The organism is Streptomyces sp. NPDC057280 (assembly GCF_042668605.1).
Lineage (GTDB): Bacteria > Actinomycetota > Actinomycetes > Streptomycetales > Streptomycetaceae > Streptomyces.
The window spans coordinates 1,347,428-1,372,899 of the sequence record NZ_JBHUYR010000001.1 but is presented as its reverse complement, the minus strand read 5'-3'; the positions used below and the strand labels follow the sequence as shown (position 1 = coordinate 1,372,899).

25 protein-coding genes are annotated in these 25,472 nt (G+C 71.4%); 18 read left to right on the top strand and 7 right to left on the bottom strand.

Features of this window, described 5'->3' with window-relative positions; translation table 11 throughout:
- Window positions 1–16: 16 nt before the first annotated feature.
- The 3 genes from ACFUO4_RS06345 to ACFUO4_RS06335 form a co-directional block, all read right to left on the bottom strand.
- Complete coding sequence (locus ACFUO4_RS06345; RefSeq protein ID WP_383480407.1) at window positions 17–2,377, bottom strand: Tex family protein; 2,361 nt, start codon at window positions 2,375–2,377, stop codon at window positions 17–19.
- 80 nt (window positions 2,378–2,457) lie between these two features.
- On the bottom strand, window positions 2,458–2,589 hold the full coding sequence (locus ACFUO4_RS06340; protein WP_252100555.1) for an LPFR motif small protein: 132 nt from the start codon (window positions 2,587–2,589) through the stop codon (window positions 2,458–2,460).
- 159 nt (window positions 2,590–2,748) lie between these two features.
- The gene (locus ACFUO4_RS06335) at window positions 2,749–3,618 is read right to left on the bottom strand and encodes a hypothetical protein (RefSeq protein ID WP_383480405.1); all 870 of its coding nucleotides are present in this window, start codon (window positions 3,616–3,618) and stop codon (window positions 2,749–2,751) included.
- Between the two features lie 113 nt (window positions 3,619–3,731).
- Between ACFUO4_RS06335 and ACFUO4_RS06330 the strand changes: the two genes are divergently transcribed.
- The gene (locus tag ACFUO4_RS06330) at window positions 3,732–4,691 is read left to right on the top strand and encodes a GlxA family transcriptional regulator (protein WP_383480403.1); all 960 of its coding nucleotides are present in this window, start codon (window positions 3,732–3,734) and stop codon (window positions 4,689–4,691) included.
- Between the two features lie 218 nt (window positions 4,692–4,909).
- Window positions 4,910–5,545: a DJ-1/PfpI family protein gene (locus tag ACFUO4_RS06325; protein WP_383480401.1), complete on the top strand. Its 636-nt coding sequence runs from the start codon at window positions 4,910–4,912 to the stop codon at window positions 5,543–5,545.
- Window positions 5,546–5,548: 3 nt separating this feature from the next.
- Here ACFUO4_RS06325 and ACFUO4_RS06320 read toward each other — a convergent pair whose 3' ends face one another.
- On the bottom strand, window positions 5,549–6,298 hold the full coding sequence (locus ACFUO4_RS06320; RefSeq protein ID WP_383480399.1) for an enoyl-CoA hydratase/isomerase family protein: 750 nt from the start codon (window positions 6,296–6,298) through the stop codon (window positions 5,549–5,551).
- 65 nt (window positions 6,299–6,363) lie between these two features.
- Here ACFUO4_RS06320 and ACFUO4_RS06315 point away from each other — a divergent pair, with 65 nt between their 5' ends.
- On the top strand, window positions 6,364–7,002 hold the full coding sequence (locus ACFUO4_RS06315) for an HdeD family acid-resistance protein (protein WP_383480397.1): 639 nt from the start codon (window positions 6,364–6,366) through the stop codon (window positions 7,000–7,002).
- Between the two features lie 174 nt (window positions 7,003–7,176).
- Window positions 7,177–7,665: an ATP-binding protein gene (locus ACFUO4_RS06310; protein WP_079308422.1), complete on the top strand. Its 489-nt coding sequence runs from the start codon at window positions 7,177–7,179 to the stop codon at window positions 7,663–7,665.
- A gap of 6 nt (window positions 7,666–7,671) precedes the next feature.
- Here ACFUO4_RS06310 and idi read toward each other — a convergent pair whose 3' ends face one another.
- The 3 genes from idi to galE all read right to left on the bottom strand — a co-directional run bounded on the left by idi (window position 7,672) and on the right by galE (window position 10,490).
- Window positions 7,672–8,265 carry an isopentenyl-diphosphate Delta-isomerase gene (gene idi / locus ACFUO4_RS06305; protein WP_079308383.1) on the bottom strand — a complete coding sequence of 198 codons (594 nt, stop codon included), beginning with the start codon at window positions 8,263–8,265 and terminating at the stop codon, window positions 7,672–7,674.
- Between the two features lie 188 nt (window positions 8,266–8,453).
- Window positions 8,454–9,389: a cation diffusion facilitator family transporter gene (locus ACFUO4_RS06300; RefSeq protein WP_079308384.1), complete on the bottom strand. Its 936-nt coding sequence runs from the start codon at window positions 9,387–9,389 to the stop codon at window positions 8,454–8,456.
- Between the two features lie 135 nt (window positions 9,390–9,524).
- A complete protein-coding gene (gene galE, locus ACFUO4_RS06295; RefSeq protein WP_383480395.1) occupies window positions 9,525–10,490 on the bottom strand; it encodes a UDP-glucose 4-epimerase GalE in 966 nt (321 codons plus the stop codon).
- 277 nt (window positions 10,491–10,767) lie between these two features.
- On the opposite strand from galE, the gene ACFUO4_RS06290 reads away from it, so the two are divergent.
- From ACFUO4_RS06290 to ACFUO4_RS06225, 14 genes are all read left to right on the top strand, one after another.
- Window positions 10,768–12,561 (top strand): DUF5941 domain-containing protein, encoded by a 1,794-nt coding sequence (locus tag ACFUO4_RS06290; RefSeq protein WP_383480393.1) that lies wholly within the window; start codon window positions 10,768–10,770, stop codon window positions 12,559–12,561.
- Window positions 12,558–13,310 (top strand): sugar phosphate nucleotidyltransferase, encoded by a 753-nt coding sequence (locus ACFUO4_RS06285; RefSeq protein ID WP_383480391.1) that lies wholly within the window; start codon window positions 12,558–12,560, stop codon window positions 13,308–13,310. The genes ACFUO4_RS06290 and ACFUO4_RS06285 overlap by 4 nt, the downstream gene beginning before the upstream one ends.
- On the top strand, window positions 13,298–14,359 hold the full coding sequence (locus tag ACFUO4_RS06280) for an iron-containing alcohol dehydrogenase family protein (RefSeq protein ID WP_383480389.1): 1,062 nt from the start codon (window positions 13,298–13,300) through the stop codon (window positions 14,357–14,359). The genes ACFUO4_RS06285 and ACFUO4_RS06280 overlap by 13 nt, the downstream gene beginning before the upstream one ends.
- Window positions 14,337–15,116, top strand: coding sequence for a CDP-alcohol phosphatidyltransferase family protein (locus ACFUO4_RS06275; protein WP_179143324.1), 780 nt, complete (start codon window positions 14,337–14,339; stop codon window positions 15,114–15,116). Before ACFUO4_RS06280 ends, ACFUO4_RS06275 begins: the two co-directional genes overlap by 23 nt.
- Before the next feature lie 47 nt (window positions 15,117–15,163).
- Window positions 15,164–16,009 carry a glycosyltransferase family 2 protein gene (locus ACFUO4_RS06270; protein WP_079308423.1) on the top strand — a complete coding sequence of 282 codons (846 nt, stop codon included), beginning with the start codon at window positions 15,164–15,166 and terminating at the stop codon, window positions 16,007–16,009.
- A 96-nt stretch (window positions 16,010–16,105) separates the two neighbouring features.
- The gene (locus ACFUO4_RS06265; RefSeq protein ID WP_383480387.1) at window positions 16,106–17,041 is read left to right on the top strand and encodes an ABC transporter permease; all 936 of its coding nucleotides are present in this window, start codon (window positions 16,106–16,108) and stop codon (window positions 17,039–17,041) included.
- Window positions 17,034–17,825, top strand: a complete 792-nt coding sequence (locus tag ACFUO4_RS06260) for an ABC transporter ATP-binding protein (RefSeq protein WP_079308390.1) — start codon at window positions 17,034–17,036, stop codon at window positions 17,823–17,825. The genes ACFUO4_RS06265 and ACFUO4_RS06260 overlap by 8 nt, the downstream gene beginning before the upstream one ends.
- 384 nt (window positions 17,826–18,209) lie before the next feature.
- Window positions 18,210–19,112, top strand: a complete 903-nt coding sequence (hpnC, locus tag ACFUO4_RS06255) for a squalene synthase HpnC (RefSeq protein WP_383480385.1) — start codon at window positions 18,210–18,212, stop codon at window positions 19,110–19,112.
- Complete coding sequence (gene hpnD / locus ACFUO4_RS06250) at window positions 19,109–20,059, top strand: presqualene diphosphate synthase HpnD (protein WP_079308391.1); 951 nt, start codon at window positions 19,109–19,111, stop codon at window positions 20,057–20,059. Before hpnC ends, hpnD begins: the two co-directional genes overlap by 4 nt.
- Window positions 20,059–20,199, top strand: a complete 141-nt coding sequence (locus tag ACFUO4_RS06245; protein ID WP_383480382.1) for a DUF6380 family protein — start codon at window positions 20,059–20,061, stop codon at window positions 20,197–20,199. The genes hpnD and ACFUO4_RS06245 overlap by 1 nt, the downstream gene beginning before the upstream one ends.
- Window positions 20,196–21,590: a hydroxysqualene dehydroxylase HpnE gene (hpnE, locus tag ACFUO4_RS06240; RefSeq protein WP_383480380.1), complete on the top strand. Its 1,395-nt coding sequence runs from the start codon at window positions 20,196–20,198 to the stop codon at window positions 21,588–21,590. Before ACFUO4_RS06245 ends, hpnE begins: the two co-directional genes overlap by 4 nt.
- The gene (locus tag ACFUO4_RS06235; RefSeq protein WP_383480378.1) at window positions 21,590–22,717 is read left to right on the top strand and encodes a polyprenyl synthetase family protein; all 1,128 of its coding nucleotides are present in this window, start codon (window positions 21,590–21,592) and stop codon (window positions 22,715–22,717) included. The genes hpnE and ACFUO4_RS06235 overlap by 1 nt, the downstream gene beginning before the upstream one ends.
- 119 nt (window positions 22,718–22,836) lie before the next feature.
- Complete coding sequence (gene shc, locus ACFUO4_RS06230) at window positions 22,837–24,828, top strand: squalene--hopene cyclase (protein ID WP_383480376.1); 1,992 nt, start codon at window positions 22,837–22,839, stop codon at window positions 24,826–24,828.
- Between the two features lies 1 nt (window position 24,829).
- A complete protein-coding gene (locus tag ACFUO4_RS06225; RefSeq protein WP_383480374.1) occupies window positions 24,830–25,471 on the top strand; it encodes a 1-hydroxy-2-methyl-2-butenyl 4-diphosphate reductase in 642 nt (213 codons plus the stop codon).
- Window position 25,472: the final 1 nt, after the last annotated feature.

Here is a 25,472-nt window from a genome sequence, read left to right as displayed (position 1 = left end):
AGTTCCCCCACAACCGCTACCGCCCCTTTTTCTTCGAATCCAGCAGACCGGCCTTGCGCAGAGCATCAGCCATCGCACTGTTGGCCGGAGGCGCAGCCTGCCGCTGCTGCTGGCGCTGCTGAGGCGGCCGCCCGCCACGCTGCCGACGCTCACCCCCGCCACCCTGACCCTGCTGCCCCTGCGGAGCCTTCTCGTCATCGAGCCGCAGCGTCAGCGAGATCCGCTTCCGCGGAATGTCGACGTCGAGGACCTTCACCTTGACGATGTCACCCGGCTTGACCACATCGCGCGGGTCCTTAACGAACGTCCTGGACAGCGCGGACACATGCGCCAGCCCGTCCTGATGGACACCGACGTCGATGAACGCCCCGAAGGCCGCCACGTTCGTCACGACGCCCTCCAGGATCATCCCGGGAGCCAGGTCGGAGATCTTCTCGACGCCCTCCTTGAAGGTGGCCGTCTTGAACGCCGGCCGAGGGTCACGCCCCGGCTTCTCCAGCTCCTTGAGGATGTCCGTCACGGTCGGCAGACCGAACGTCTCGTCCACGAACTCCTGCGGCCGCAGCGAGCGCAGCACCCCCGTGTTGCCGATGAGCGACGCGACCTCCTGGCCGGCCGTCTTCACCATGCGCCGCACGACCGGGTAGGCCTCCGGGTGGACGCTGGACGCGTCCAGCGGGTCGTCGCCGCCGCGGATGCGGAGGAAGCCCGCGCACTGCTCGTAGGCCTTGGGGCCGAGCCGGGCCACCTTCTTCAGTTCCGTACGGGACCTGAACGGGCCGTTGGCGTCGCGGTGGGAGACGATGTTCTCGGCGAGTCCGGAGGTGATGCCGGAGACGCGCGCGAGCAGGGGGGCGGACGCGGTGTTCACGTCCACGCCGACGCCGTTCACACAGTCCTCCACCACCGCGTCCAGCGAGCGCGACAGCTTCACCTCGGACAGGTCGTGCTGGTACTGGCCGACGCCGATCGACTTCGGGTCGATCTTCACCAGTTCGGCCAGCGGGTCCTGGAGGCGGCGCGCGATGGAGACCGCGCCGCGCAGCGACACGTCCATGTCGGGCAGTTCCTGCGAGGCGAACGCGGAGGCCGAGTACACGGACGCGCCCGCCTCGGACACCATCACCTTGGTGAGCTTCAACTCCGGGTGCTTGGTGATGAGTTCACCGGCGAGCTTGTCGGTCTCGCGGGACGCGGTGCCGTTGCCGATCGCGATGAGTTCGACCGAGTGCCGGGCGGCGAGCACGGCCAGCTTGGCGAGCGCCTCGTCCCACTTGTTGGCGGGGACGTGCGGGTAGATGACGTCGGTGGCGACGACCTTGCCGGTGGCGTCGACCACGGCGACCTTCACGCCCGTACGGAAGCCCGGGTCGAGGCCCAGCGTGGCGCGGGTGCCGGCCGGGGCGGCGAGCAGCAGGTCGCGGAGGTTCTTCGCGAACACGTCGACCGCCTCGTCCTCGGCGGCCGTGCGCAGCCGCAGCCGCAGGTCGATGCCGAGGTGCACGAGGACGCGGGTGCGCCAGGCCCAGCGGACGGTGTCCTTCAGCCACTTGTCCGCGGGGCGGCCACGGTCGGCGATGCCGAACTTGTGGGCGATGATCCCCTCGTACGACGAAGGACCGTCCGTGGGCTCCTCGGGCTCCAGGACGAGGTCGAGGACGTCCTCCTTCTCGCCGCGCAGCATCGCCAGGACCCGGTGCGAGGGCAGCTCCTTGAACGGCTCGGAGAAGTCGAAGTAGTCGGCGAACTTGGCGCCCGCCTCCTCCTTGCCGTCCTTCACCTTCGCGGCCAGGCGCCCGCGCACCCACATGCGCTCGCGGAGTTCACCGATCAGGTCGGCGTCCTCGGAGAAGCGCTCCGTGAGGATCGCGCGGGCGCCGTCCAGCGCGGCCTGCGGGTCGGCGACGCCCTTGTCGGCGTCGACGAACGCGGCAGCCGCGGCGAGCGGGTCCACCGTCGGGTCGCCGAGCAGGCCCTCCGCGAGCGGTTCGAGCCCGGCCTCACGCGCGATCTGCGCCTTGGTGCGCCGCTTGGGCTTGAAGGGCAGGTAGATGTCCTCCAGGCGCGCCTTCGTCTCGGCGCCGCGGATCTGCGCCTCCAGCTCCTCGGTGAGCTTGCCCTGCTCGCGCACCGACTCGAGGATCGCCGTCCGCCGCTCCTCCAGCTCCCGCAGATAGCGCAGCCGCTCCTCGATCGTGCGCAGCTGCGCGTCGTCGAGCATCTCGGTCGCTTCCTTGCGGTAGCGAGCGATGAAGGGCACCGTCGAACCGCCGTCGAGCAGCTCCACGGCGGCTCTGACCTGCCGCTCCCGTACGCCGAGCTCCTCGGCGATCCTTCCTTCGATGGATCCAACGCCGATGGGGGTGCCTGTCGTCACGATCCCGTACCGCCTTCTCACTGAGGTTGCGCGGCAATTGTGGCAGGCGGCACGGACACTCGGGGATCAGGGCGCGGCCATCAGGCCCGGCGACTGCGGGTGGAACCCGAGGCTCCGCCGAAGAGCCGGGCCAGGGCGCGGAAGGGCAGCGTCACGACGGTGGCGATGGCGCCGCCGATCTGGCGCAGTACGTCAGCGATGGCACGGAACACGGGGGTCTCCTTTCCCGTCCGGCCACGGTGACCGGACAGCCCCCGGGTACCTCACCCGTGCCACGCCATTCCCGGCCTCAGCCCTTTCTTGATCAGATCCGAGCCTCAGCCCGTCACGATCAGATGCGAGCCGCAGCCCTTCACGACCAGAACCGAGCCTCAGCCCTTCCCGATCAGATCCGCCGGATAAGCCCCCGCCGCCACGGCCGCCCGCGCGAACCCGGTGCCGAGTTCCGTCAGGCGGGCGACGCCCTCCGCGCCCAGGTGTTCGTACGGCTCCCGGTCCAGCCGGTCCGTCATGGCCTCGATCTCCTCACGGAGCGCCACACCCCGCTCGGTCAGCTCGCCCGCCTCGTCCAGCAGCCCCCGGTCCCGGAGCCGGTCGCTCGCCGCGTCCCACTCCTCCTGGGTCCAGCCGCGGGTCGTGAAGATCCACTTCGGGGTCATGCCCCGGCCGGTCGCGGTGTGGGTCACCAGGGCTTCCAGGCCGTCCAGGCCCGCCGCCAGCAGTGCGGCGAGGTGGCCGTCGCCCCGGTGCTCGCGCAGCAGGGTCGTGGCGTGGAAGTACGCCAGGTGCGGTTCCTCGGGCACCGGCAGGTCCGCGTGCGCCGCGTACAGCGGGCGGGCACTGCGCGAACAGGCCTCGGCCGCCCGCAGTGCCAGCTCCGCGGCCTCCGCGATCTCCGGGGACGTCACCGCCTCCGCGCCCAGCAGCCGCCTCAGGGAAGCGTCCACGGCACGCGCGCGTGCCGCGAGCACGGCCTGAGGGGAGGCGATCGACCACACCGCCGGGACATGCGTGGCGACCAGGTCGTGCTTGTAGTTGTAGAAGGCCGCCGTCACCACCCCGGCCGCCACCGGGCCCATCGCGGCGGCCCGCACCGCGAAGTTGACGGCGCGGGGGTGGGTGATCCCGATCGCCGCCAGTTCCGCGTCCGTCTCGGGCGCGAAGTAGGACGTGGCGTGCAGGGAGTTGAGCACGTTGTGACAGCGGCGGCCGGACCGCGGCGCAAGGGCGGCAGAAGTCATGCCCGGCAGGTTACCAACCGCTTGGTACGTCACCTCTGGGCTGACGGACCATGGCAGGAAAGGTGGGGTGCTCGTCATTGCGGCCATCCCGGACCCCGCCAAGAATCGACGGCATGACGCAGCGAACCGTCCTCGTCGTCCTCTTCGACGATGTGCAGAGCCTCGACGTCACCGGCCCCCTGGAGGTGTTCGCCGGGGCCGAGAACCACACGCCGGGCACCTACCGCATCCGTACCGCCTCCCTGGACGGCGGCCCCGTGCGCACCTCCAGCGGCCTGACCCTCGTCCCGGATCTGGCCCTGCCCGACGCGCCCACCCCGCACACCCTGCTCGTCCCCGGTGGGCAGGGGACCCGCCGTCCCGACCCGCGCCTGACCGACTGGCTGCGGGAGAACGGGCCGCGTGCCGAGCGCCTGGTCTCGGTGTGCACGGGCGCGATCCTGCTCGCCGCCGCGGGCCTCCTGGACGGTCACCGCGTCACCACCCACTGGGCGTACAGCGACACGCTCGCCCGCGACCACCCGGCCGTCGACGTCGAACCCGACCCGATCTACATCCGGGACGGCCACGTCGCCACCTCCGCCGGCGTCACCTCGGGCATCGATCTCGCCCTCGCGCTGGTCGAGGAGGACCTGGACCGGGACGTGGCGCTGACGATCGCCCGCTATCTGGTCGTCTTCCTCCGCCGGCCCGGCAACCAGGCCCAGTTCAGCGCCCAGTTGGCCACCCAGACCGCGCGGCGCGAGCCCCTGCGCGAGGTGCAGCAGTGGATCACCGAGCATCCGGACGGCGACCTCAGCGTGGAGTCCCTCGCCGCCCGGGCCCGGCTCTCCCCGCGCCACTTCGCCCGCGCCTTCCAAGCCGAGACCGGCACGACCCCCGGCCGCTATGTCGACCGGGTCCGCCTCGAACACGCCCGGCGCCTGCTGGAGGACACCACCGACGGCGTCGAGGAGATCTCCCGCGCCAGCGGCTACGGCACCCCCGAGGCCATGCGCCGCGCCTTCGTCAGAACCCTCGGCGCCGCACCGGCGGAATACCGCCGCCGCTTCCGTCCCGCGCCTGCCCACTGAGGGCCGCACGGAGACGACCCCAGGACCCGCGTCCCGCGCCTGCCCACTGAGGGCCGCACGGACGACCCCGGACCCCGTCCCGCGCCACCCGTTGTAGGCGGCACGGAGACCGTCACCGGTCCGTCGCGCCCGCCCGCTGATGAAGGCAGCGCGAACACGGCCCGGGACCGCCGCCCGTTCCACCCCCGCACCCGCCCACCGAAGGGATCACAGACACCGTGCAGATCGCCATCGTCCTCTTCGACCGCTTCACCGCGCTCGACGCCGTCGGGCCCTACGAGACCCTCGGCCGGCTCCCCGACGCGGAGACCGTCTTCGTCGCCGAGCACACCGGACCGGTCCGCACCGACACCGGGAACCTCGCCATCACGGCCGACAAGTCCCTGGCCGAGGTGCCGGACCCCGACATCGTCGTCGTCCCCGGCGGGCCCGGGCAGACCCCGCAGATGGAGAACCCGGTGCTGCTCGACTGGCTGCGCGCCGCCGACGCCGGCAGCACCTGGACGACGTCGGTGTGCACCGGCTCCCTGCTGCTGGCCGCCGCCGGACTGCTGGAGGGGCGTCGCGCGACCTCGCACTGGCTGGCCCTCGACTTCCTGAAGGAGTTCGGCGCCGAACCCACGGGGGAGCGGGTCGTCGTCGACGGCAAGTACGTCACCGCGGCCGGCGTCTCCTCCGGCATCGACATGGGTCTCACCCTGCTCGGCAGGATCGCCGGCGACGAACACGCCCAGGCCGTCCAGCTGTTGACGGAGTACGATCCGCAGCCGCCCTACGACGCCGGCTCGCCGGAGAAGGCCCCGGTTCACCTCGTCGAGGAGTTCCGCACCAAGAGCCGCTTCATCCTGACGTAGCCCTCACCCGGACGTCGTCCAGGTGAAGCACGGCTGCCTGCGCTCCAGGAACGCGGCGACGCCCTCCGCGGTGTCGCCGCTGCCGCGCGCCTGCTCGACCCAGTGATCGTCCCGACCGGTCACCCCGTTGGCGAACTCCTTCGCCGCCGCCTGCGTCAACTGCGAGCGGGACACCAGGACCCGGGTGAACTCGGCCACCCGCTTGTCCAGTTCGCCCTCCGGCAGCACCTCGTCGACGAGTCCGGTGCGCAGCGCCCGCTCCGCGTCGATCAACTCGCCCGAGAACAACAGGTACTTGGCGGCGGACGGCCCCACCAGACCCACCAACCGGCGCGTGGAGGACGCCGGGTACACGATCCCCAGCTTCGCCGGTGTCACCCCGAACAACGCGCCCTCCTCCGCGAACCGCAGATCACAGGCCGCCGCGAGCTGGGCGCCGCCGCCCACGCAGTGCCCCCGGATCGCCGCCAACGTCGGCTTGGGGAACGCCGCGAGCGCCTCCTCGGCCGCGACCGCCAGCCCCTGCGCCTCCTCCGGCGACCCCCGCAGCGTGGAGATGTCGGCCCCCGCGCAGAACGTCCCGCCTTCACCGGTCAGCACCAGCGCCCCTACGTCCGGATCGGTGGCGAGCGTGTCGAGCAGCGGCGGCAGCGACCGCCACATCGCGGCCGTCATGGCGTTGCGCTTCTCCGGGTGGCGGATGACGACGGTGGCGACCGAGCCGGTCACGCCGTGCTGCAGCTGGGGCTCCATGGCCGGATGCTAACCGCACCCCCCGACCGTACGATCGGGGAGGGGCCCGGGCGAGGGAGGTGCCGATGGCGAGCGACGGCAAGGGCACGAGCGAGACCGCGAAACTGCGGCGGGGGTTCGGCTGGATCGCCGCACTCGGCGTGATCCTGGTCCTCGCCGGACTCGTCGGGCTGATCTACACCGGCGTGGCCACACTCACCTCGATGCTCCTGTTCGGCTGGCTGCTGCTCATCGGCGGCGCCGTGGGACTGCTGCACGCGATCCAGGCCCGCGGGACCAACTTCTTCTGGCTCGGCGTGGTCGTCGCCGCCCTGAACATCGCGGCCGGTGTGGTCGTCATCCGCAGGCCCGAGGCGGCGGCCGAGGCGCTGACCATGTTCGCCGCGCTGCTCTTCCTGACCGGAGGGGTGTTCCGGCTGGTCGGCAGCCTGGTGGTGAGGGGACCGCAGTTCGGCTGGACCCTGGTGCAGGGCGCGTTCGGTCTGCTCCTCGGCATTCTCGTGCTGGCCTCCTGGCCGAGCAGCAGCAAATACGTCATCGGCTGCTTCTTCTCCCTCGCGCTCCTCTTCGACGGCCTCGGCCTGATCGCGACCGGCTACGGCGGCCGGCGCATCGTGGGCATGGTCTCGGACCGGCTCACCGCCGAGGGCGACGCACAAAGCGGAACGAGCGAGTCGACCACCAAACCCGTACAACCCGAATAGTTCGCAAACGCGGCACGACTGCGGCGGGAGTGATCCCGTATATGCCTGGATCGTGCGTGAGCGATCACAAACGCTCGATATCTGCTGACTTCTGTTCAGTCATCCGGGGGGAAGCGCAGTGTTACCAACACTCGACGTGTGGTGACAATCGAGCGCGAGGGTGGCGACCGGACGATGGAGAACCACGGGCGCGGGTCAGGCCCGCGCCCACCAGGCGGCGCGGACCCGCACCCGCTGCCTTACGAGGGCGTCTGGCGGTTCACCGCCCCCGCCGTGGACGCCTCGGTCCCGCAGGCACGGCACGCGGTACGGGATCTGCTGCTGCGGCAGGGGGTGCCGGTCTCGGACGAGCTCGTGCAGGGGCTCCTGCTGATCGTCTCCGAGCTGGTCACCAACGCGGTGCGGCACGCGGCCCTGCTGTCGCCGATGCTCGCCGTGGAGGTGGCCGTCGGCGCCGAGTGGGTGCGGGTGTCCGTCGAGGACAACCACCCCTACCGCCCGACCGCCCTGGAAGCCGACCACAGCGGCGAGGGCGGGCGGGGGCTGCTGCTGGTGCGCGAGGTCACGCGCGAGGCGGGCGGCGTGTGCGACGTGGAGCACACGGCGAACGGCGGCAAGGTGATCTGGGCCGCCCTGCCGCTCGCGTCCGTGCGGGTGCCGTAGGAGCGGCTACCAGCCGGCGTTCGGGCCCGTCAGCTCCCGCACCGCGGGCCGGGCCGCGTCCAGGACCGTCATGAACCAGGCCGAGAAGGTGTCCTTCGCGTGCCGCTCGGCCAGCTCGGCCGGGGTCACGAAGGCCGTCGCGCCGATCTCCTCCGGGTCGGGGCGCAGCGGTGCCTGCACCAGGCCGACGAAGAGGTGGTTGTACTCCTGCTCCACCAGGCCCGATTCCGGGTCCGGGTGGTTGTAGCGCACCGTGCCCGCCTCCGCGAGCAGCGACGGGGAGGCGCCCAGCTCCTCGTACGTCCGCCGGGCCGCCGCCGCGAACGGGGCCTCGCCGGGGTAGGGGTGGCCGCAGCAGGTGTTGGACCACACCCCGGGGGAGTGGTACTTGCCCAGCGCCCGCTGCTGGAGCAGCAGCCGGCCCTGCTCGTCGAAGAGGAACACGGAGAAGGCGCGGTGCAGCTGCCCGGGTGGCTGATGGGCGGCGAGCTTCTCCGCGGTGCCGATCGTGACGCCGTCCTCGTCGACCAGTTCCAGCAGAATCGGGTCAGCGGTGCCGTTCGACGAGCTGTGCGTCGCGGTGGCAGGTGTGATCGGCATACCCATCCTTCGCATCGGTCTTACGCGCCCCAAGTGTGCCGTACGGATACGACACTCCCGGCCGTTGATGGTGCCCGGCGCGGCGGCCGGGGAACCGTCCGGAACGGCGCTGTGAGGTCAAGGACGCAACCGTGCACCGGATCGCTGCATTCCGTCCACCACGGGATGTAGGCGGACGTACCGGACGTTCAGTGGCACAGCCGTGCCTCGTGTTCCGCGTGCCCGCCGGGCTCCAGCTGGAAGGTGCAGTGCTCCACGTCGAAGTGGTCGCCGAGGCAGCCCTGGAGCTCGTGGAGCATCTTCTCGTGGCCGATCGCGTTCAGGACGTCGGAGCGCACCACCACGTGCGCGGAGAGCACCGGCATCCCGGAGGTGATGGTCCAGGCGTGCAGGTCGTGGACGTCCTCGACACCGTCCAGGGCCAGGACGTGCGCCCGCACCTCGTCCATGTCGACGTCCTTGGGGGCCGCCTCCAGGAGCACGTCGAGGGTCTCGCGCAGCAGCTTCCAGGTGCGGGGCACGATCATCAGGCCGATGACGAGCGAGGCGATCGGGTCGGCGGCCTGCCAGCCCGTGGTCAGGATCACCACCGCCGAGATGATCACCGCCAGCGAGCCGAGCGCGTCCGCCGCGACCTCCAGGAACGCGCCCCGGACGTTCAGGCTGTCCTTCTGGCCGCGCACCAGCAGGGACAGCGAGATCATGTTCGCGACCAGACCGATCGCGCCGAACACGATGGTCAGCCCGCCCTCGGTGCCGGCGGGCGTGATGAACCGCTGGATCGCCTCGTACAGGACGTACCCGCCGACGCAGAGCAGCAGCAGACAGTTGGCGAGCGCCGCCAGGATCTCGGCGCGGGCGTAGCCGAAGGTGCGCTTCCCGCTCGGCGGGAGGCTCGCGAAGTGGATCGCCATCAGCGCCATGCCGAGGCCCAGTCCGTCCGTCGCCATGTGCGCCGCGTCCGCGACCAGGGCGAGGGAGTCCGCCATGATGCCGCCGACGATCTCGACCACCATGACGGTGAGCGTGATCGACAGGGCCACCCGCAGCCTGCCGCGGTACGCCGCGGTCGCCGTACCGCCGGTGGGCGCATGCGCGTGCCCGTGATCGTGCCCTGCCCCCATGGAAGCCGCCTCCTGTGATCTCCGCCTGGCTTCACAGTGAACTACGGGTGGGGGGTATCGGGCAACGCGGCACTGAACACCGTTGTCATGTGCCCTGACCTGCGCAAACGAACCGCAGGTCAGGGCACCCTCAGCTCACTTGCCGTGATGCAGCTGCCAGCCGGCCCACGCCGACTCGATCATCTCGCGCACCCCGCGCCGGGCACTCCAGCCGAGCTCCCGGGCGGCCAGCTCGGCCGAGGCGACCGAGACCGGCGCGTCACCGGGCCGCCGGGGCTCGACGACGGCTTCCCGCCGGTCGCCGGTGACCTCACCGATGACCGTGACCATCTCCCGAACGGAGACACCTTCGCCGCGCCCGATGTTGACGGTCAGGTCGCCGGCGCGGTCCCCGACCCGTCGGGCGGCCGCGAGATGGGCCTCGGCCAGGTCGGCGACATGGATGTAGTCGCGGACGCACGTGCCGTCCGGCGTCGGGTAGTCGTCGCCGAAGATGCGCGGGGCGTCGTTGCGGGTGAGCCGGTCGAAGACCATCGGCACGATGTTGAAGACGCCCGTGTCGGCCAGCTCGGGCGCCGCGGCCCCCGCCACGTTGAAATAGCGCAGGCACACGGTGGAGATCCCGTGCGCCCGCCCGGCGGCCCGCACCAGCCACTCGCCGGTGAGCTTCGTCTCGCCGTACGGGTTCACGGGGGCGCACGGGGTGTCCTCCGTGATGAGCTCCGCGTCCGGATTGCCGTACACGGCCGCCGACGAAGAGAACACGAACCGGCCGACACCGGCCTCGGCGACCGCCTCCAGGAGCGTCGCCAGACCGCCGACGTTCTCCTGGTAGTAGCGCGTCGGCTGCGCCACCGACTCGGCGACCTGCTTGCGCGCGGCCAAGTGCACCACGCCGGTCACCTCGTGCTCGGCGAGGACCCGCTTCAGCAGCCCGGCGTCGAGCGACGAACCCCGCACCAGCGGGACGTCCGCCGGAAGCCGCGCGGGAACCCCGGCCGAGAGGTCGTCCAGCGCGAGGACCCGCTCACCGGCCTCCGTCATGGCCCGCGCCACGTGGGCCCCTATGTATCCCGCTCCGCCTGTGATCAGCCATGTCATGGTCGCCCACCCTATGCCGGGCGGGGACGGCCGACGCTATGTCCCAGATGCCCGATCCTGCGGTACGCGGTTTGTGGGCGGGGCCCGTGATCGCCCATGATGATCGCGGCAAAGGCCGGGGGAGCCGCCGTCGATCGGCCCGTGAACGGGCGGTGAACGCGGGCTTCCCGGTATCCGATAGCCTCTGCCGACATGCCGCCCGGCCGTCACCGGCAAGGGGCGCCCCCACCGTGTACTCGCCGGCGTGCAGACGTCGGCACCCAGGGAGTGAGTTCGGTTGTCGACCGCCATCCTCACCGGTCAGCCGGTCCCCGGATCGTCGATCGAGGGCGATCTGCGGTCCCTCGGCTTCGACGTCCGGACCGCCTCCGACGCCGCCGAGGCCGAGACGCTCCTCGCCCAGGTCCCCGGTGACCAGCGCGTCGCCGTCGTCGACGCCGGCTTCGTCGGCCACCTGCACGCCCTGCGCCTGGGCCTGACGGACCCGCGCTTCCCGCTCGCCGCGATCCCCGGCGCCGTCACCGCCCAGCCGGCCGGCCGCCAGGCCCTGACCCGCGCGATGGCCCGGGAGAACAGCGCCGGCGGCGGTACGGCGGTCGCAGTCGACCATCTCGCCGACCGCGTCGTCGCCGCGCTGGACGCCGACGACGCCGGCGTCCACCACCCCGAGCTCGGCAGCCTGGTCGCCGTCGTCCCGGCCGACCCGCAGGCCCGCAACGAGGCACGGCAGGCCGTCGCCGCCGTCGACGACGAAGCCGTACGCCTGAAGTCGGCCGTGAAGTCCCGCGACGGCTTCTTCACGACGTACTGCATCAGCCCGTACTCCCGCTACATCGCCCGCTGGTGCGCGCGCCGGGGCCTGACCCCGAACCAGGTCACCACCGCCTCCCTGATCACCGCCCTGATAGCGGCGGCCTGCGCGGCCACCGGCACCCGCGGCGGCTTCGTCGCGGCGGGCGTCCTGCTGATCGCGTCCTTCGTCCTGGACTGCACCGACGGCCAGCTCGCCCGCTACTCCCTGCAGTACTCCACGCTCGGCGCCTGGCTGGACGCCACCTTCGACCGGGCCAAGGAGTACGCCTACTACGCGGGCCTCGCGCTGGGAGCGGCCCGTGGCGGCGACGACGTGTGGGCGCTCGCGCTCGGCGCGATGATCCTGCAGACCTGCCGGCACGTCGTCGACTTCTCCTTCAACGAGGCCAACCACGACGCCACCGCCAACACCAGTCCTACGGCGGCACTGTCCGGCAAGCTCGACAGCGTCGGCTGGACGGTGTGGGTGCGGCGCATGATCGTGCTCCCGATCGGCGAACGCTGGGCGATGATCGCGGTCCTCACGGCGCTGACCACCCCGCGCATCACCTTCTACGCGCTGCTCATCGGCTGCGCGTTCGCAGCGACGTACACCACGGCGGGCCGGGTGCTGCGCTCGCTGACCCGCAAGGCGCGGCGCACGGACCGGGCGGCGCAGGCGCTGGCCGACCTCGCGGACAGCGGACCGCTCGCCGAGCTGATCGCCCGGTACCTGCCGGGCCCGGTGCGCAGGACCGCCCCGCTCAGCGCCGCCGCCGGCGCGATCGCCGTGGTGCTGGCGGCGTGGCTCTGGGGTCCCGCCTGGCAGGTGGTCCTGCTCGCCGGGCTCTACGTCCTGCTGTCGGCCGAAGCCGTCTCGCACCCCCTCAAGGGCGCCCTCGACTGGCTGATCCCCCCGCTCTTCCGGGCGGCCGAGTACTGCACCGTGCTGATCCTCGCGGCACAAGCGGACGTGAACGGAGCCCTTCCTGCGGCTTTCGGGCTGGTGGCGGCGGTCGCCTACCATCACTACGACACGGTGTACCGCATCCGCGGCAACGCCGGCGCGCCCCCGGCCTGGCTGGTGCGCGCCATCGGGGGGCACGAAGGACGGACGTTGCTCGTCACCGTCCTCGCCGCGGTGCTCACCGCCTCGCAGTTCACGGTCGCGCTCACGGCTCTCGCCGTGGCCGTGGCCCTGGTGGTGCTCTTCGAGAGCATCCGCTTCTGGGTGTCCTCCGGGGCGCCCGCCGTACACGATGAAGGAGAACCCGCATGATCGGCCTCGTGCTGGCGGCCGGCGCCGGACGGCGTCTGCGCCCCTACACCGACAGCCTTCCCAAGGCTCTGGTGCCGGTGGGCCCCGCGGGCATAGAGGGCGAACCCACGGTTCTCGACCTCACTCTCGGCAACTTCGCGGAGATCGGGCTGACCGAGGTCGCGATCATCGTCGGCTACCGCAAGGAAGCCGTGTACGCGCGCAAGGAGGCGCTGGAGGCGAAGTACGGCCTCAAGCTCACCCTCATCGACAACGACAAGGCCGAGGAGTGGAACAACGCCTACTCCCTGTGGTGCGGCCGTGACGCCCTCAAGGACGGCGTGATCCTCGCCAACGGCGACACCGTGCACCCGGTCTCGGTCGAGAAGACGCTGCTCGCCGCGCGCGGCGAGGGCAAGAAGATCATCCTGGCCCTCGACGCCGTGAAGCCCCTCGCGGACGAGGAGATGAAGGTCGTCGTCGACTCCGCCAAGGGCGTCCAGAAGATCACCAAGCTGATGGACCCCGCCGAGGCCACCGGCGAGTACATCGGTGTCACGCTCATCGAGGGCGACGCAGCCCCCGAGCTGGCCGACGCGCTGAAGACGGTCTGGGAGACCGACCCGCAGCAGTTCTACGAGCACGGGTACCAGGAACTGGTGAACCGCGGCTTCAGGATCGACGTCGCACCGATCGGTGACGTGCAGTGGGTGGAGATCGACAACCACGACGATCTCGCCCGCGGACGGGAGATCGCGTGCCAGTACTGACGAGGCTCATCCCCTCGCCGGTCGTCGTGGACATCCGCCCGGGTGCCCTCGACGACCTGGCCTCCGTGCTCGCCGACGAGCGGGTCTCGCACTCGGGCAAGCTGGCCATAGCGGTCAGCGGCGGCTCGGGCGCCCGGCTGCGCGCCCGGCTGGAGCCGACGCTGCCCGGCGCCACCTGGTACGAGGTCGGCGGCGGCACCATCGACGACGCGGTCCAGCTGGCCAGTGACATAAAGGCCGGCCACTTCGACGCGGTGGTGGGCCTCGGCGGCGGCAAGATCATCGACTGCGCCAAGTTCGCGGCGGCCCGGGTCGGCCTGCCACTGGTCGCGGTCGCCACCAACCTCGCGCACGACGGCCTGTGCTCGCCCGTCGCCACCCTCGACAACGACGCGGGCCGCGGCTCGTACGGCGTGCCGAACCCGATCGCGGTCGTCATCGACCTCGACGTGATCCGGCAGGCTCCCGTCCGGTTCGTGCGGTCCGGCATCGGGGACGCCATCTCCAACATCTCCGCGGTCGCGGACTGGGAGCTGGCCAACCGCGTCAAGGGCGAGAAGATCGACGGCCTCGCCGCCGCGATGGCCCGCCAGGCCGGCGAAGCCGTGCTGCGGCATCCCGGCGGCGTCGGTGACGACGGCTTCCTCCAGGTACTGGCCGAGGCGCTGGTGCTCACCGGTATCGCGATGTCGGTCTCGGGCGACTCCCGCCCGTCCTCCGGCGCCTGCCACGAGATCAACCACGCCTTCGACCTGCTGTTCCCCAAACGCGCCGCCGCGCACGGCGAGCAGTGCGGCCTCGGCGCGGCCTTCGCGATGTTCCTGCGCGGCGCCCACGAGGAGTCCGCGTTCATGGCGGAGGTGCTGCGCCGGCACGGCCTGCCGGTGCTCCCGGAGGAGATCGGCTTCAGCGTGGACGAGTTCGTCCGCGCCGTGGAGTTCGCCCCCGAGACCCGGCCCGGCCGGTACACGATCCTCGAACACCTCGACCTCAAGACCGACCAGATCAAGGATCTCTACGTCGACTATGTCAAGACCATCGGTAGCTGAACTCCGTCCGGTCGTGCACCCCGCAGGGGTGAAGGACCGGCGCAGCGGTGAGCACTGGATGGGGCGCCTCTACATGCGCGAGGTGTCCCTGCGGGTGGACCGCTACCTGGTGAACACCAGGGTCACGCCCAACCAGCTCACGTACCTGATGACCGTCTTCGGCGTCCTCGCGGCCCCGGCACTGATCGTGCCGGGGATCCCGGGGGCCGTCCTCGGTGTGGTCTGCGTGCAGATGTATCTGCTGCTGGACTGCGTCGACGGCGAGATCGCCCGCTGGAAGAAGCAGTACTCGCTCAACGGCGTCTACCTCGACCGGGTCGGCGCCTATCTGACCGACGCCGCCGTCCTCGTCGGCTTCGGGCTGCGCTCGGCCGACCTGTTCGGCAGCGGCCGTATCGACTGGCTGTGGGCGTTCCTCGGCACGCTCGCCGCGCTCGGCGCCATCCTGATCAAGGCGGAGACCGACCTCGTCGGCGTCGCCCGCCACCAGACCGGCAAGCCGCCCGTGCAGGAGTCGGCGGCCGAGATGCGTTCCTCCGGCATGGCGCTGGCCCGCAAGGCCGCGTCGCTGCTGAAGTTCCACCGCCTCATCCTCGGCATCGAGGCGTCCCTGCTGATCCTGGTCCTCGCGATCGCCGATCAGATGCGCGGCGACCTGTTCTGGTCCCGCCTCGGGGTCGCGGTCCTGGCCGGCATCGCGCTGCTCCAGACCCTGCTGCACCTGGTGTCCATCCTCGCGTCGAGCAGGCTCAAGTGAGCGCCCCCGCCGGCGCGCCGCTGAAGGTCGGCGCCGTCATCATCACGATGGGCAACCGGCCCGAGGAACTGCGCGCCCTGCTCGACTCGGTCGCCAAGCAGGACGGCGACCGCGTCGAGGTGGTCGTCGTCGGCAACGGCTCGCCCGTCCCGGACGTCCCCGCGGGCGTCCGCACCATCGAGCTGCCCGAGAACCTCGGCATCCCCGGCGGCCGCAACGTCGGCATCGAGGCCTTCGGCCCCAGCGGCCGCGATGTCGACATATTGCTCTTCCTCGACGACGACGGCCTCCTCGCCCAGCACGACACCGCCGAGCTGTGCCGCACCGCGTTCGCCGAGGACCCGAAGCTCGGCATCATCAGCTTCCGCATCGCCGACCCGGACACCGGCGTCACCCAGCGCCGCCACGTCCCGCGGCTGCGCGCGGCGGACCCGATGCGCTCCTCGCGCGTGACCACCTTCCTCGGCGGCGCCAACGCCGTCCGCACCCAGGTCTTCGCCGAAGTCGGCGGCCTCCCGGACGAATTCTTCTACGCGCACGAGGAAACCGACCTGGCATGGCGGGCCCTCGACGCGGGCTGGATGATCGACTACCGGTCCGACATGGTGCTGTACCACCCGACGACCGCGCCCTCGCGGCACGCGGTCTACCACCGCATGGTCGCCCGCAACCGGGTCTGGCTCGCCCGCCGCAACCTCCCCGCCCTCCTGGTCCCGGTCTACCTCGGGGTCTGGATGCTGCTCACCCTGCTGCGCCGCCCCTCGCGGCCCGCGCTGAAGGCATGGTTCGGCGGATTCCGGGAAGGCTGGACGACTGCGTGCGGCCCACGCAAGCCCATGAAGTGGCGTACCGTGTGGCGGCTGACCCGACTGGGCCGGCCCCCGGTCATCTGACAAGCTCGAACCAGAGAGCGGCCGGGCCGGCACCCGGCCCTGGCTCATGCCCAAGCCCGCACAGGCTGCGCATCTCGAAGACGAAAGTTTCCACCAGTGAGTGAGACAACGCATGACGGCGGAGTCGCGGTGACCGCCCCTCCGTCGCCCGACGAGGGCCTGACGGCGGCCGAGCTCGCCGCCAAGTACGGGCTGGCCGTGAGCGGTGCCCGCCCCTCGCTCGCCGACTACGTCCGCCAGCTCTGGGACCGGCGCCACTTCATCCTCGCGTTCTCGCGGGCGAAGCTGACCGCCCAGTACAGCCAGGCCAAGCTCGGCCAGCTGTGGCAGGTGGCCACCCCGCTGCTGAACGCACTGGTCTACTTCTTCATCTTCGGTCTGCTGCTGGGCGCCCGGAAGGGCATCCCGCACGACATCTACGTGCCGTTCCTGGTGACCGGCGTGTTCGTCTTCACCTTCACCCAGAGCTCGGTCCTCGCGGGCGTGCGCGCGATCTCCGGCAACCTGGGCCTGGTGCGCGCCCTGCACTTCCCGCGGGCGTCCCTGCCGATCTCGTTCGCCCTCCAGCAGCTCCAGCAGCTGCTCTACGCCCTGATCGTGCTGGTCATGATCATGGTGGCGTTCGGCAGCTACCCGGGCCTGTCCTGGCTGCTGGTCGTCCCGGCCCTGGTCCTGCAGTTCGTGTTCAACACCGGCCTCGCCCTGACCTTCGCCCGCATGGGCAGCAAGACCCCCGACCTCGCCCAGCTGATGCCGTTCGTGCTGCGGACGTGGATGTACGCGTCCGGCGTCATGTTCAGCATCCCGGCCATGCTCGCCGGCAAGGACGTGCCGGGCTGGGTCACCGAGGTGCTGCAGTGGAACCCGGCCGCGATCTACATGGACCTGGTCCGCTTCGCCCTGATCGACGGCTACGGCTCCGAGTACCTGCCCCCGCACGTGTGGCTCTTCGCCCTCGGCTGGGCGGTGCTCGCCGGCGCGTTCGGGTTCGTCTACTTCTGGAAGGCGGAAGAGAGGTACGGCCGTGGCTGACAGCGAGCAGAAGGCGGTCCCGCAGGACCCCCGTCCCACCGTCATCGCGGACGACCTGCACATCGTCTACCGCGTCAACGGCGCCAAGTCCGGCAAGGGCAGCGCCACCGCCGCCCTCAGCCGGATCGTCAAGCGCGGCGAGGAGCGCGGGGTGCGCAAGGTGCACGCCGTGCGCGGTGTCTCCTTCGTCGCCTACCGCGGCGAGGCCATCGGCCTCATCGGCTCCAACGGCTCGGGCAAGTCGACGCTGCTGCGCGCCATCGCCGGTCTGCTGCCCGCCGAGAGCGGCAAGGTCTACACCGACGGCCAGCCCTCGCTGCTCGGCGTTAACGCGGCCCTGATGAACGACCTCACCGGCGAGCGGAACGTCATATTGGGCGGCCTCGCCATGGGCATGTCCCGGGAGCAGATCAAGGAGCGCTACCAGGAGATCGTCGACTTCTCCGGCATCAACGAGAAGGGCGACTTCATCACCCTGCCGATGCGCACCTACTCCTCCGGCATGGCGGCCCGGCTGCGGTTCTCCATCGCCGCCGCCAAGGACCACGACGTCCTGATGATCGACGAGGCGCTGGCCACCGGTGACCGCAAGTTCCAGAAGCGCTCCGAGGCGCGCATCCGGGAACTGCGCAAGGAGGCCGGCACGGTGTTTCTCGTCAGTCACAACAACAAGTCGATCCGTGACACCTGCAACCGCGTGCTGTGGCTGGAGCGCGGCGAGCTGCGCATGGACGGCCCGACCGACGAGGTCCTCAAGGAGTACGAGAAGTTCACGGGCAAGTAGTCCACGCGGGCGTGGACGAACCGGGTCATGACGCTTCGCGGGGCCCCGCCGGAACTGCTCCGGCGGGGCCCCGCGTCTGCAAAGGAAACGTCAACTTCGGTACCCCGAAGGAATCTTGAAGTCAATCGGTGTGTTGTTGTGATGTGCAGGACACCCCGACGATCCTTGCGGCGCTGTACAACGTAAGCTGTACCGGTCCCGAATCGCGGCAAGTGGGGCGATAATGCCCCACACCCTCAACCAGGGCCGACGCGCGGAAGGCCGGGCGGCGTGTCCGAAATAGTGTGCATTGGGTCGGCGGTGTAGAACGGGAGATGTGACGGCTATGGCTACGGAGACTCCCCAGCTCAACGCATGTGCCGTCCGCGCCCCGGGCAGTCGGCGGTGACCGGGACCGACAGGGCCCGCGCCTCGGATCCGGAGCGCGGCACACTCGACAAGGCCGCGGGCGAGAACTTCCCCGTGGCCCCCTTCTTCCTGCCCCGGGCCTGGCGCGCCGACCTCATGGCCGTCTACGGCTTCGCCCGCCTCGTCGACGACATCGGCGACGGCGACCTTGCCCCCGGCGGCGCCGACGCCCGGCTCCTCGGCGTCTCCCCCGAGGAGGCCGGCGACCGTCTGGTGATGCTGGACGCCTTCGAGGCCGACCTCGACCGCGTCTTCACCGGCGAGCCCCGCCACCCCCTGCTGCGCCGCCTGCAGCCCACGGTCCGCCGCCGCGCGCTCACCCCCGAACCCTTCCTCGGCCTGGTCGCCGCCAACCGCCAGGACCAGCTGGTCACGCGGTACGAGACCTACGACGACCTGCTCGCGTACTGCGAACTGTCGGCCAACCCCGTCGGCCGCCTGGTCCTCGCCGTCACCGGCACCTCGACCCCGGAGCGGGTCCGCCTCTCCGACGCGATCTGCACGGCGCTGCAGATCGTCGAACACCTCCAGGACGTGACCGAGGACCTCGGTCGCGACCGCATCTATCTGCCCGCCGCGGACATGAAGCACTTCCATGTCCAGGAGGCGGATCTCGCCACGGGGACCGCAGGCGCATCGGTGCGCGCACTGGTTGCGTACGAAGCAGAACGCGCTCGCAGTCTCCTGAATGAAGGCGCCCCTCTGGTGGGTAGCGTCCACGGCAGGTTGAAGCTGCTGCTCGCGGGGTTCGTGGCGGGGGGAAGGGCGGCGATCCGGGCGATCGCCGCCGCCGAATACGACGTACTTCCCGGCCCGCCCAAGCCCGGCAGGCTCCAGCTGCTGCGCGAGGTGGGCGTGACTCTGCGAGGAGAGGGGTGATCCGGACCGTGGAGGCCGAACCACACGTGTCCGCACCGGTACTCGCCGCCTACAGCTACTGCGAGACCGTCACCGGACAGCAGGCACGGAACTTCGCGTACGGCATCAGGCTGCTGCCGGTGTCCAAGCGCCGCGCGATGTCGGCGTTGTACGCCTTCTCGCGCCGCGTCGACGACATCGGCGACGGCTCGCTGGCGCCCGACGTGAAGGCTGCGAGACTTGAGGACACCCGGGCGATGCTGACCCGGGTGCGCGAGGGTGCGGTCGACGAGGACGACACCGACCCGGTCGCGGTCGCCCTCACGCATGCCGCGACGGCGTTCCCGATCCCGCTCGGCGGCCTGGACGAGCTGATCGACGGCGTCCTGATGGACGTCCGCGGCGAGACCTACGAGACCTGGGACGACCTGAAGGTCTACTGCCGCTGTGTCGCGGGCGCCATCGGGCGGCTCTCGCTCGGCGTGTTCGGTACGGAACCGGGGGCGCGCGGCGTCGAGCGCGCGCCGGAGTATGCCGACACGCTCGGGCTCGCGCTTCAGCTCACCAACATCCTCAGGGACGTCCGCGAGGACGCGGGGGACGGGCGCACCTATCTTCCGGCCGACGACCTCGCGAAGTTCGGCTGCTCGGCCGGGTTCAGCGGGCCGACCCCACCGGAGGGCTCCGACTTCGCGGGCCTCGTCCACTTCGAAGTGCGACGGGCCCGCGCCCTTTTCGCCGAGGGCTACCGGCTGCTCCCCATGCTCGACCGGCGCAGCGGCGCCTGTGTCGCCGCCATGGCCGGGATCTACCGCCGCCTCCTGGACCGCATCGAGCGCGACCCCGAGGCCGTGCTGCGCGGCCGGGTCTCGCTGCCCGGCCGGGAGAAGGCGTACGTCGCCGTACGCGGGCTGTCCGGACTGGACGCCCGGCATGTGACCCGTGGAGCCGTCAGGAGGCGCGCCTGATGGACAAAACGGTCCAAGGTGATGCCACCGGAGAAAAGTGGCAGGCAACCCTCCGGCAGGGCGATGCGTCCCTGACTGCAACGGCCGGCCGCGCACCGATCAAGCACCGCGGCGGCCGCGCAGGGGAGGGTGCACGATGAACGACGGCCATCAGTCCGGGCGGGACGCCGTCGTGATCGGCGGCGGGCTCGCCGGCATCACCGCCGCGCTCGCGCTGGCCGACGCGGGCGTGCGCGTCACCCTGCTCGAAGGCCGGCCCCGCCTGGGCGGCCTCGCCTTCTCCTTCCAGCGCGGCGAACTGACCGTCGACAACGGACAGCACGTGTATCTGCGCTGCTGCACCGCCTACCGCTGGTTCCTCGACCGCATCGAGGGCACCGCGCTGGCGCCGCTGCAGGATCGTCTCGACGTGCCCGTGCTCGACGTCGACAAGCCCGAGGGACGGCGGCTCGGCAGGCTGCGGCGGGACGCGCTGCCGGTGCCCCTGCACCTGGGGCGCAGCCTCGCCACGTACCCGCATCTCTCGCTGGCCGACCGCGCCAAGGTGGGCCGGGCCGCGCTCGCGCTCAAGGGGCTCGACCTCGCCGATCCGGACCTGGACTCGCAGGACTTCGGCAGCTGGCTGACCGCGCACGGTCAGTCGGCGCGTGCCGTCGAGGCCCTGTGGGACCTGGTCGGGGTCGCCACCCTCAACGCGGTCGCGGGCGACGCCTCGCTGGGGCTCGCCGCGATGGTGTTCAAGACCGGTCTGCTGTCCGACCCGGGCGCGGCCGACATCGGATGGGCGCGCGTCCCGCTGGGCGAACTGCATGACCGGCTCGCCCGCAAGGCGCTCGACTCAGCGGGCGTGCGTACCGAGGTCCGTACACGCGTCACCTCCATCTCCACTGACGAGAACGGGGCGTGGACCGTCCAGGTTCCCGGCGAGACGCTGCGGGCGGACGCCGTCGTCCTCGCCGTACCCCAGCGCGAGGCCCATGACCTGCTGCCCGAGGGTGCGCTGGACGCTCCGGAAAATCTTCTGCGGATCGGCACCGCACCGATCCTCAACGTGCATGTCGTCTACGACCGCAAGGTGCTGGAAAAGCCTTTCTTCGCGGCCCTCGGCACCCCGGTGCAGTGGGTCTTCGACCGCACCGACGCCTCCGGGCTGCGGGCGGGCCAGTACCTCGCGCTGTCGCAGTCGGCCGCTCAGGACGAGATCGACGAGCCCGTCGCCGTACTGCGGGAGCGCTACCTCCCGGAGCTGGAGCGACTGCTGCCCGGCACCCGGGGTGCCGAGGTGAAGGACTTCTTCGTGACCAGGGAGCGGACGGCGACGTTCGATCCCGCCCCCGGCGTCGGGCGGCTGCGGCCCGGCGCCCGCACCAGAGCCCCCGGCCTCTACCTGGCCGGAGCGTGGACCGCCACTGGGTGGCCCGCGACCATGGAGAGTGCGGTCCGCAGTGGCGTGAGTGCGGCGGACGCCGCGCTGAGCGCCCTGGGCCGGCCCCGCCCGAGTCACCTCTTCGACGTAGAGGAGGCGGCGTGATGCTCGATCAGCATGCGGCAGGCCCCCGCACCCCCGGTACCGCAACAAGAGGAGAGACTGTGCCCACTGTGCCCCCGGCCTCGAAGGCTGCCGACGCGGTGGACGTGACCGCGCTCCTGGAGCGCGGCCGGACCCTGACCACACCGGTACTGCGGGCGGCGATCGATCGCCTGGCCGCTCCCATGGACACCGTTTCCGCCTATCACTTCGGCTGGATCGACGCCGAGGGCAACCCCACGGCCGGCGACGGCGGCAAGGCCGTACGTCCCGCGCTCGCCGTGCTCTCCGCCGAGGTCACCGGCGCCGAGCCCGAGGCCGGCATCCCCGGCGCCGTCGCCGTGGAGCTGGTCCACAACTTCTCGCTGCTGCACGACGACCTGATGGACGGCGACGAGCAGCGCCGCCACCGCGACACCGTCTGGAAGGTGCACGGCCCCGCCCAGGCGATCCTCGTCGGCGACGCCCTCTTCGCGCTCGCCAACGAGGTGCTCCTCGAACTCGGCACCGTGGAGGCCGGCCGCGCCACCCGCCGCCTGACCTCCGCCACCCGCGCCCTCATCGACGGCCAGGCCCAGGACATCTCCTACGAGCACCGCGACCGCGTCAGCGTCGAGGAGTGCCTGGAGATGGAGGGCAACAAGACCGGCGCCCTGCTGGCCTGCGCCAGCTCCATCGGCGCCGTGCTCGGCGGCGCGGACGACCGCACCGCCGACACCCTGGAGAAGTACGGCTACCACCTGGGCCTCGCCTTCCAGGCCGTGGACGACCTCCTCGGCATCTGGGGCGACCCGGTCTCCACCGGCAAGCAGACCTGGAGCGACCTGCGCCAGCGCAAGAAGTCCCTGCCGGTGGTGGCCGCGCTCGCGGCGGACGGTCCGGCCGCCGAGCGGCTCGGCGAGATCCTCGCCGCCGACGCCAAGAGCAGCGACTTCGAGAACTTCTCCGAGGAGGAGTTCGCGGCCCGCGCCGCCCTCATCGAGGAGGCGGGCGGCCGGGACTGGACGGCCCGGGAGGCGCGCCGTCAGCACACCATCGCCATCGAGGCGCTCGACACCATCGACATGCCCGACCGGGTACGGGCGCAGTTCACGGCCCTCGCCGACTTCGTCGTCGTTCGAAAGAGATGATCACTATCGGTCGAATAGCCCTCGCGTAGTCGCCGGCCGGTGCCGAAGGCACCACTGGGCACCGGCCGACGGCGGACCCACAGCAGAGCACCACTTGCACACTGCACGAAGGGGAAGCCATGACAGCGACGACCGACGGAAGCACCGGGGCACTGCCGCCCCGCGCTGCCGCGGCCAGCGACACCGACATCAACACCCCCGTGGCGGCCGGGGTGCGCGAAGCCGCCGCGTCCGCCGTCCGGCGCGCCACCGACCACCTGCTGGCGCGGCAGGACGCCGAAGGCTGGTGGAAGGGCACCCTCGAGACCAACGTCACCATGGACGCCGAGGACCTGCTGCTCCGCCAGTTCCTGGGCATCCGCGACGAGTCGACCACCCGCGCCGCCGGACTCTTCATCCGCGGCGAGCAGCGCGAGGACGGCACCTGGGCCTCCTTCTACGGCGGCCCCGGCGAACTCTCCACCACCATCGAGGCGTACGTCGCCCTGCGTCTGGCCGGGGACGCCCCCGACGCGCCGCACATGGCGAAGGCCTCCGCGTGGATCCGGGAGCGGGGCGGGATCGCCTCGGCGCGGGTCTTCACCCGGATCTGGCTCGCCCTGTTCGGCTGGTGGAAGTGGGAGGACCTGCCCGAACTCCCGCCCGAACTCATCTACTTCCCGAAGTGGATGCCGCTCAACATCTACGACTTCGGCTGCTGGGCCCGGCAGACGATCGTCCCGCTGACGATCGTCTCCGCCAAGCGGCCGGTGCGGCCCGCGCCCTTCCCGCTGGACGAGCTGCACACCGATCCGGACGATCCCAACCCGGCCAAGCCGCTTGCTCCGGTGGCGAGTTGGGACGGCGCCTTCCAGCGGCTCGACAAGGCGCTGCACCAGCTGCGCAAGGTCGCCCCGCGCAGACTGCGAAGGGCGGCCATGAACTCCGCCGCCCGCTGGATCATCGAGCGGCAGGAGAACGACGGCTGCTGGGGCGGCATCCAGCCGCCGGCCGTGTACTCGGTCATCGCCCTGCACCTGCTCGGCTATGACCTCGAACACCCGGTGATGCGCGAGGGGTTGGCGTCCCTGGACCGCTTCGCCGTCTGGCGCGAGGACGGGGCCCGGATGATCGAGGCCTGTCAGTCGCCGGTGTGGGACACCTGCCTCGCGACCATCGCCCTCGTCGACGCCGGGGTGGCCCCCGACCATCCGCAGCTCGTCAAGGCGGCGGACTGGATGCTGGGCGAGGAGATCGTCCGGCCCGGCGACTGGTCCGTGAAGCGCCCCCAACTGCCGCCGGGCGGCTGGGCGTTCGAGTTCCACAACGACAACTACCCCGACATCGACGACACCGCCGAGGTTGTCCTCGCACTGCGCCGGGTCCGGCACCACGATCCGGAGCGGGTGGAGCGGGCCATCGGACGCGGGGTGCGCTGGAACCTCGGCATGCAGTCCAGGAACGGGGCCTGGGGCGCCTTCGACGTCGACAACACCAGCCCCTTCCCCAACCGGCTGCCGTTCTGCGACTTCGGCGAGGTCATCGACCCGCCGTCCGCCGACGTCACCGCCCACGTGGTGGAGATGCTGGCCGTCGAGGGACTCGCCCACGACCCGCGCACCCGGCGCGGCATCGAGTGGCTGCTCGCCGAACAGGAGCCGAACGGCTCATGGTTCGGACGCTGGGGCGTCAACTACATCTACGGCACCGGGTCCGTCGTCCCCGCCCTGGTCGCCGCCGGCATCCCCGCCGCGCACCCGGCGATCCGCCGGGCCGTGACCTGGCTGGAGTCCGTCCAGAACGACGACGGCGGCTGGGGCGAGGACCTGCGCTCCTACCAGGACTCCAGGGAATGGAGCGGGCGCGGCGCCTCCACCGCCTCGCAGACGGCCTGGGCGCTGATGGCCCTGCTGGCCGCCGGCGAGAAGGACTCCAAGGCCGTCGAGCGGGGCGTCGAATGGCTCGCCGCCACCCAGCGGGAGGACGGCTCCTGGGACGAGCCCTACTTCACCGGGACCGGCTTCCCCTGGGACTTCTCCATCAACTACCACCTCTACCGGCAGGTCTTCCCGCTCACGGCACTCGGCCGGTACGTCCACGGAGAGCCGTTCTCACCGGCGGGGGAGGGATGAGATGAACACCCCGCCCGCCCCGGCCCCGCTGCTGATCGCCTGCGCGCTCGGCATCGAGCACCTGGCCCTGCGCAGCGGCGACCGGGGTGGCGCCGACGGACCGGTCACCGTCCTCCGCACGGGCATGGGCCCCAAGGCGGCCCAGCGGGCCGTCACCCGGGCCCTCGCGGAGCCGGCCCTCGCCGACGCCGCCGTGCTCGCCACCGGCTTCTGCGCCGGGCTCGCGCCCGGCATGCACCCGGGCGACCTCGTCGTCGCCGAGGAGACCCGGGATGCGGCGGGAACCGTTCCGTGTGTGGGGACCGACCTACTCGTCAAGGAGCTGGTGCGGGCCCTGCCCGGACGCACCGTCCACACCGGACCCCTCACCGGCTCCGATCACGTCGTACGCGGGCATGAACGCTCCGATCTGCTCGCGACCGGCGCGATCGCCGTCGACATGGAGTCCGCATCCACGCTCCACAGCGCCGTGCGCACGGGCCCACGCCCCGTTGCGGCCGTCCGGGTGGTCGTGGACGCTCCAGAACATGAACTCGTCCGGATCGGCACGGTGCGCGGTGGAATATCGGCTTTCCGCGTCCTTCGTTCCGTCCTTCCCGCTTTCTACGAATGGCACCGTTCCTTGCTGCTCCCCAGGAGGTGAG

Excerpts from the sequence above, each read along its gene's own strand:
- ACFUO4_RS06335 (WP_383480405.1), bottom strand. The coding sequence starts at position 3,618 with ATGACTTCTGCCGCCCTTGCGCCGCGGTCCGGCCGCCGCTGTCACAAC.
- ACFUO4_RS06330 (WP_383480403.1), top strand. The coding sequence starts at position 3,732 with ATGACGCAGCGAACCGTCCTCGTCGTCCTCTTCGACGATGTGCAGAGC.
- ACFUO4_RS06320 (WP_383480399.1), bottom strand. The coding sequence starts at position 6,298 with ATGGAGCCCCAGCTGCAGCACGGCGTGACCGGCTCGGTCGCCACCGTC.
- ACFUO4_RS06315 (WP_383480397.1), top strand. The coding sequence starts at position 6,364 with ATGGCGAGCGACGGCAAGGGCACGAGCGAGACCGCGAAACTGCGGCGG.
- ACFUO4_RS06310 (WP_079308422.1), top strand. The coding sequence starts at position 7,177 with ATGGAGAACCACGGGCGCGGGTCAGGCCCGCGCCCACCAGGCGGCGCG.
- idi (WP_079308383.1), bottom strand. The coding sequence starts at position 8,265 with ATGCCGATCACACCTGCCACCGCGACGCACAGCTCGTCGAACGGCACC.
- ACFUO4_RS06300 (WP_079308384.1), bottom strand. The coding sequence starts at position 9,389 with ATGGGGGCAGGGCACGATCACGGGCACGCGCATGCGCCCACCGGCGGT.
- galE (WP_383480395.1), bottom strand. The coding sequence starts at position 10,490 with ATGACATGGCTGATCACAGGCGGAGCGGGATACATAGGGGCCCACGTG.
- ACFUO4_RS06285 (WP_383480391.1), top strand. The coding sequence starts at position 12,558 with ATGATCGGCCTCGTGCTGGCGGCCGGCGCCGGACGGCGTCTGCGCCCC.
- ACFUO4_RS06275 (WP_179143324.1), top strand. The coding sequence starts at position 14,337 with ATGTCAAGACCATCGGTAGCTGAACTCCGTCCGGTCGTGCACCCCGCA.
- ACFUO4_RS06270 (WP_079308423.1), top strand. The coding sequence starts at position 15,164 with ATGGGCAACCGGCCCGAGGAACTGCGCGCCCTGCTCGACTCGGTCGCC.
- ACFUO4_RS06245 (WP_383480382.1), top strand. The coding sequence starts at position 20,059 with ATGGACAAAACGGTCCAAGGTGATGCCACCGGAGAAAAGTGGCAGGCA.
- hpnE (WP_383480380.1), top strand. The coding sequence starts at position 20,196 with ATGAACGACGGCCATCAGTCCGGGCGGGACGCCGTCGTGATCGGCGGC.
- ACFUO4_RS06235 (WP_383480378.1), top strand. The coding sequence starts at position 21,590 with ATGCTCGATCAGCATGCGGCAGGCCCCCGCACCCCCGGTACCGCAACA.
- shc (WP_383480376.1), top strand. The coding sequence starts at position 22,837 with ATGACAGCGACGACCGACGGAAGCACCGGGGCACTGCCGCCCCGCGCT.
- ACFUO4_RS06225 (WP_383480374.1), top strand. The coding sequence starts at position 24,830 with ATGAACACCCCGCCCGCCCCGGCCCCGCTGCTGATCGCCTGCGCGCTC.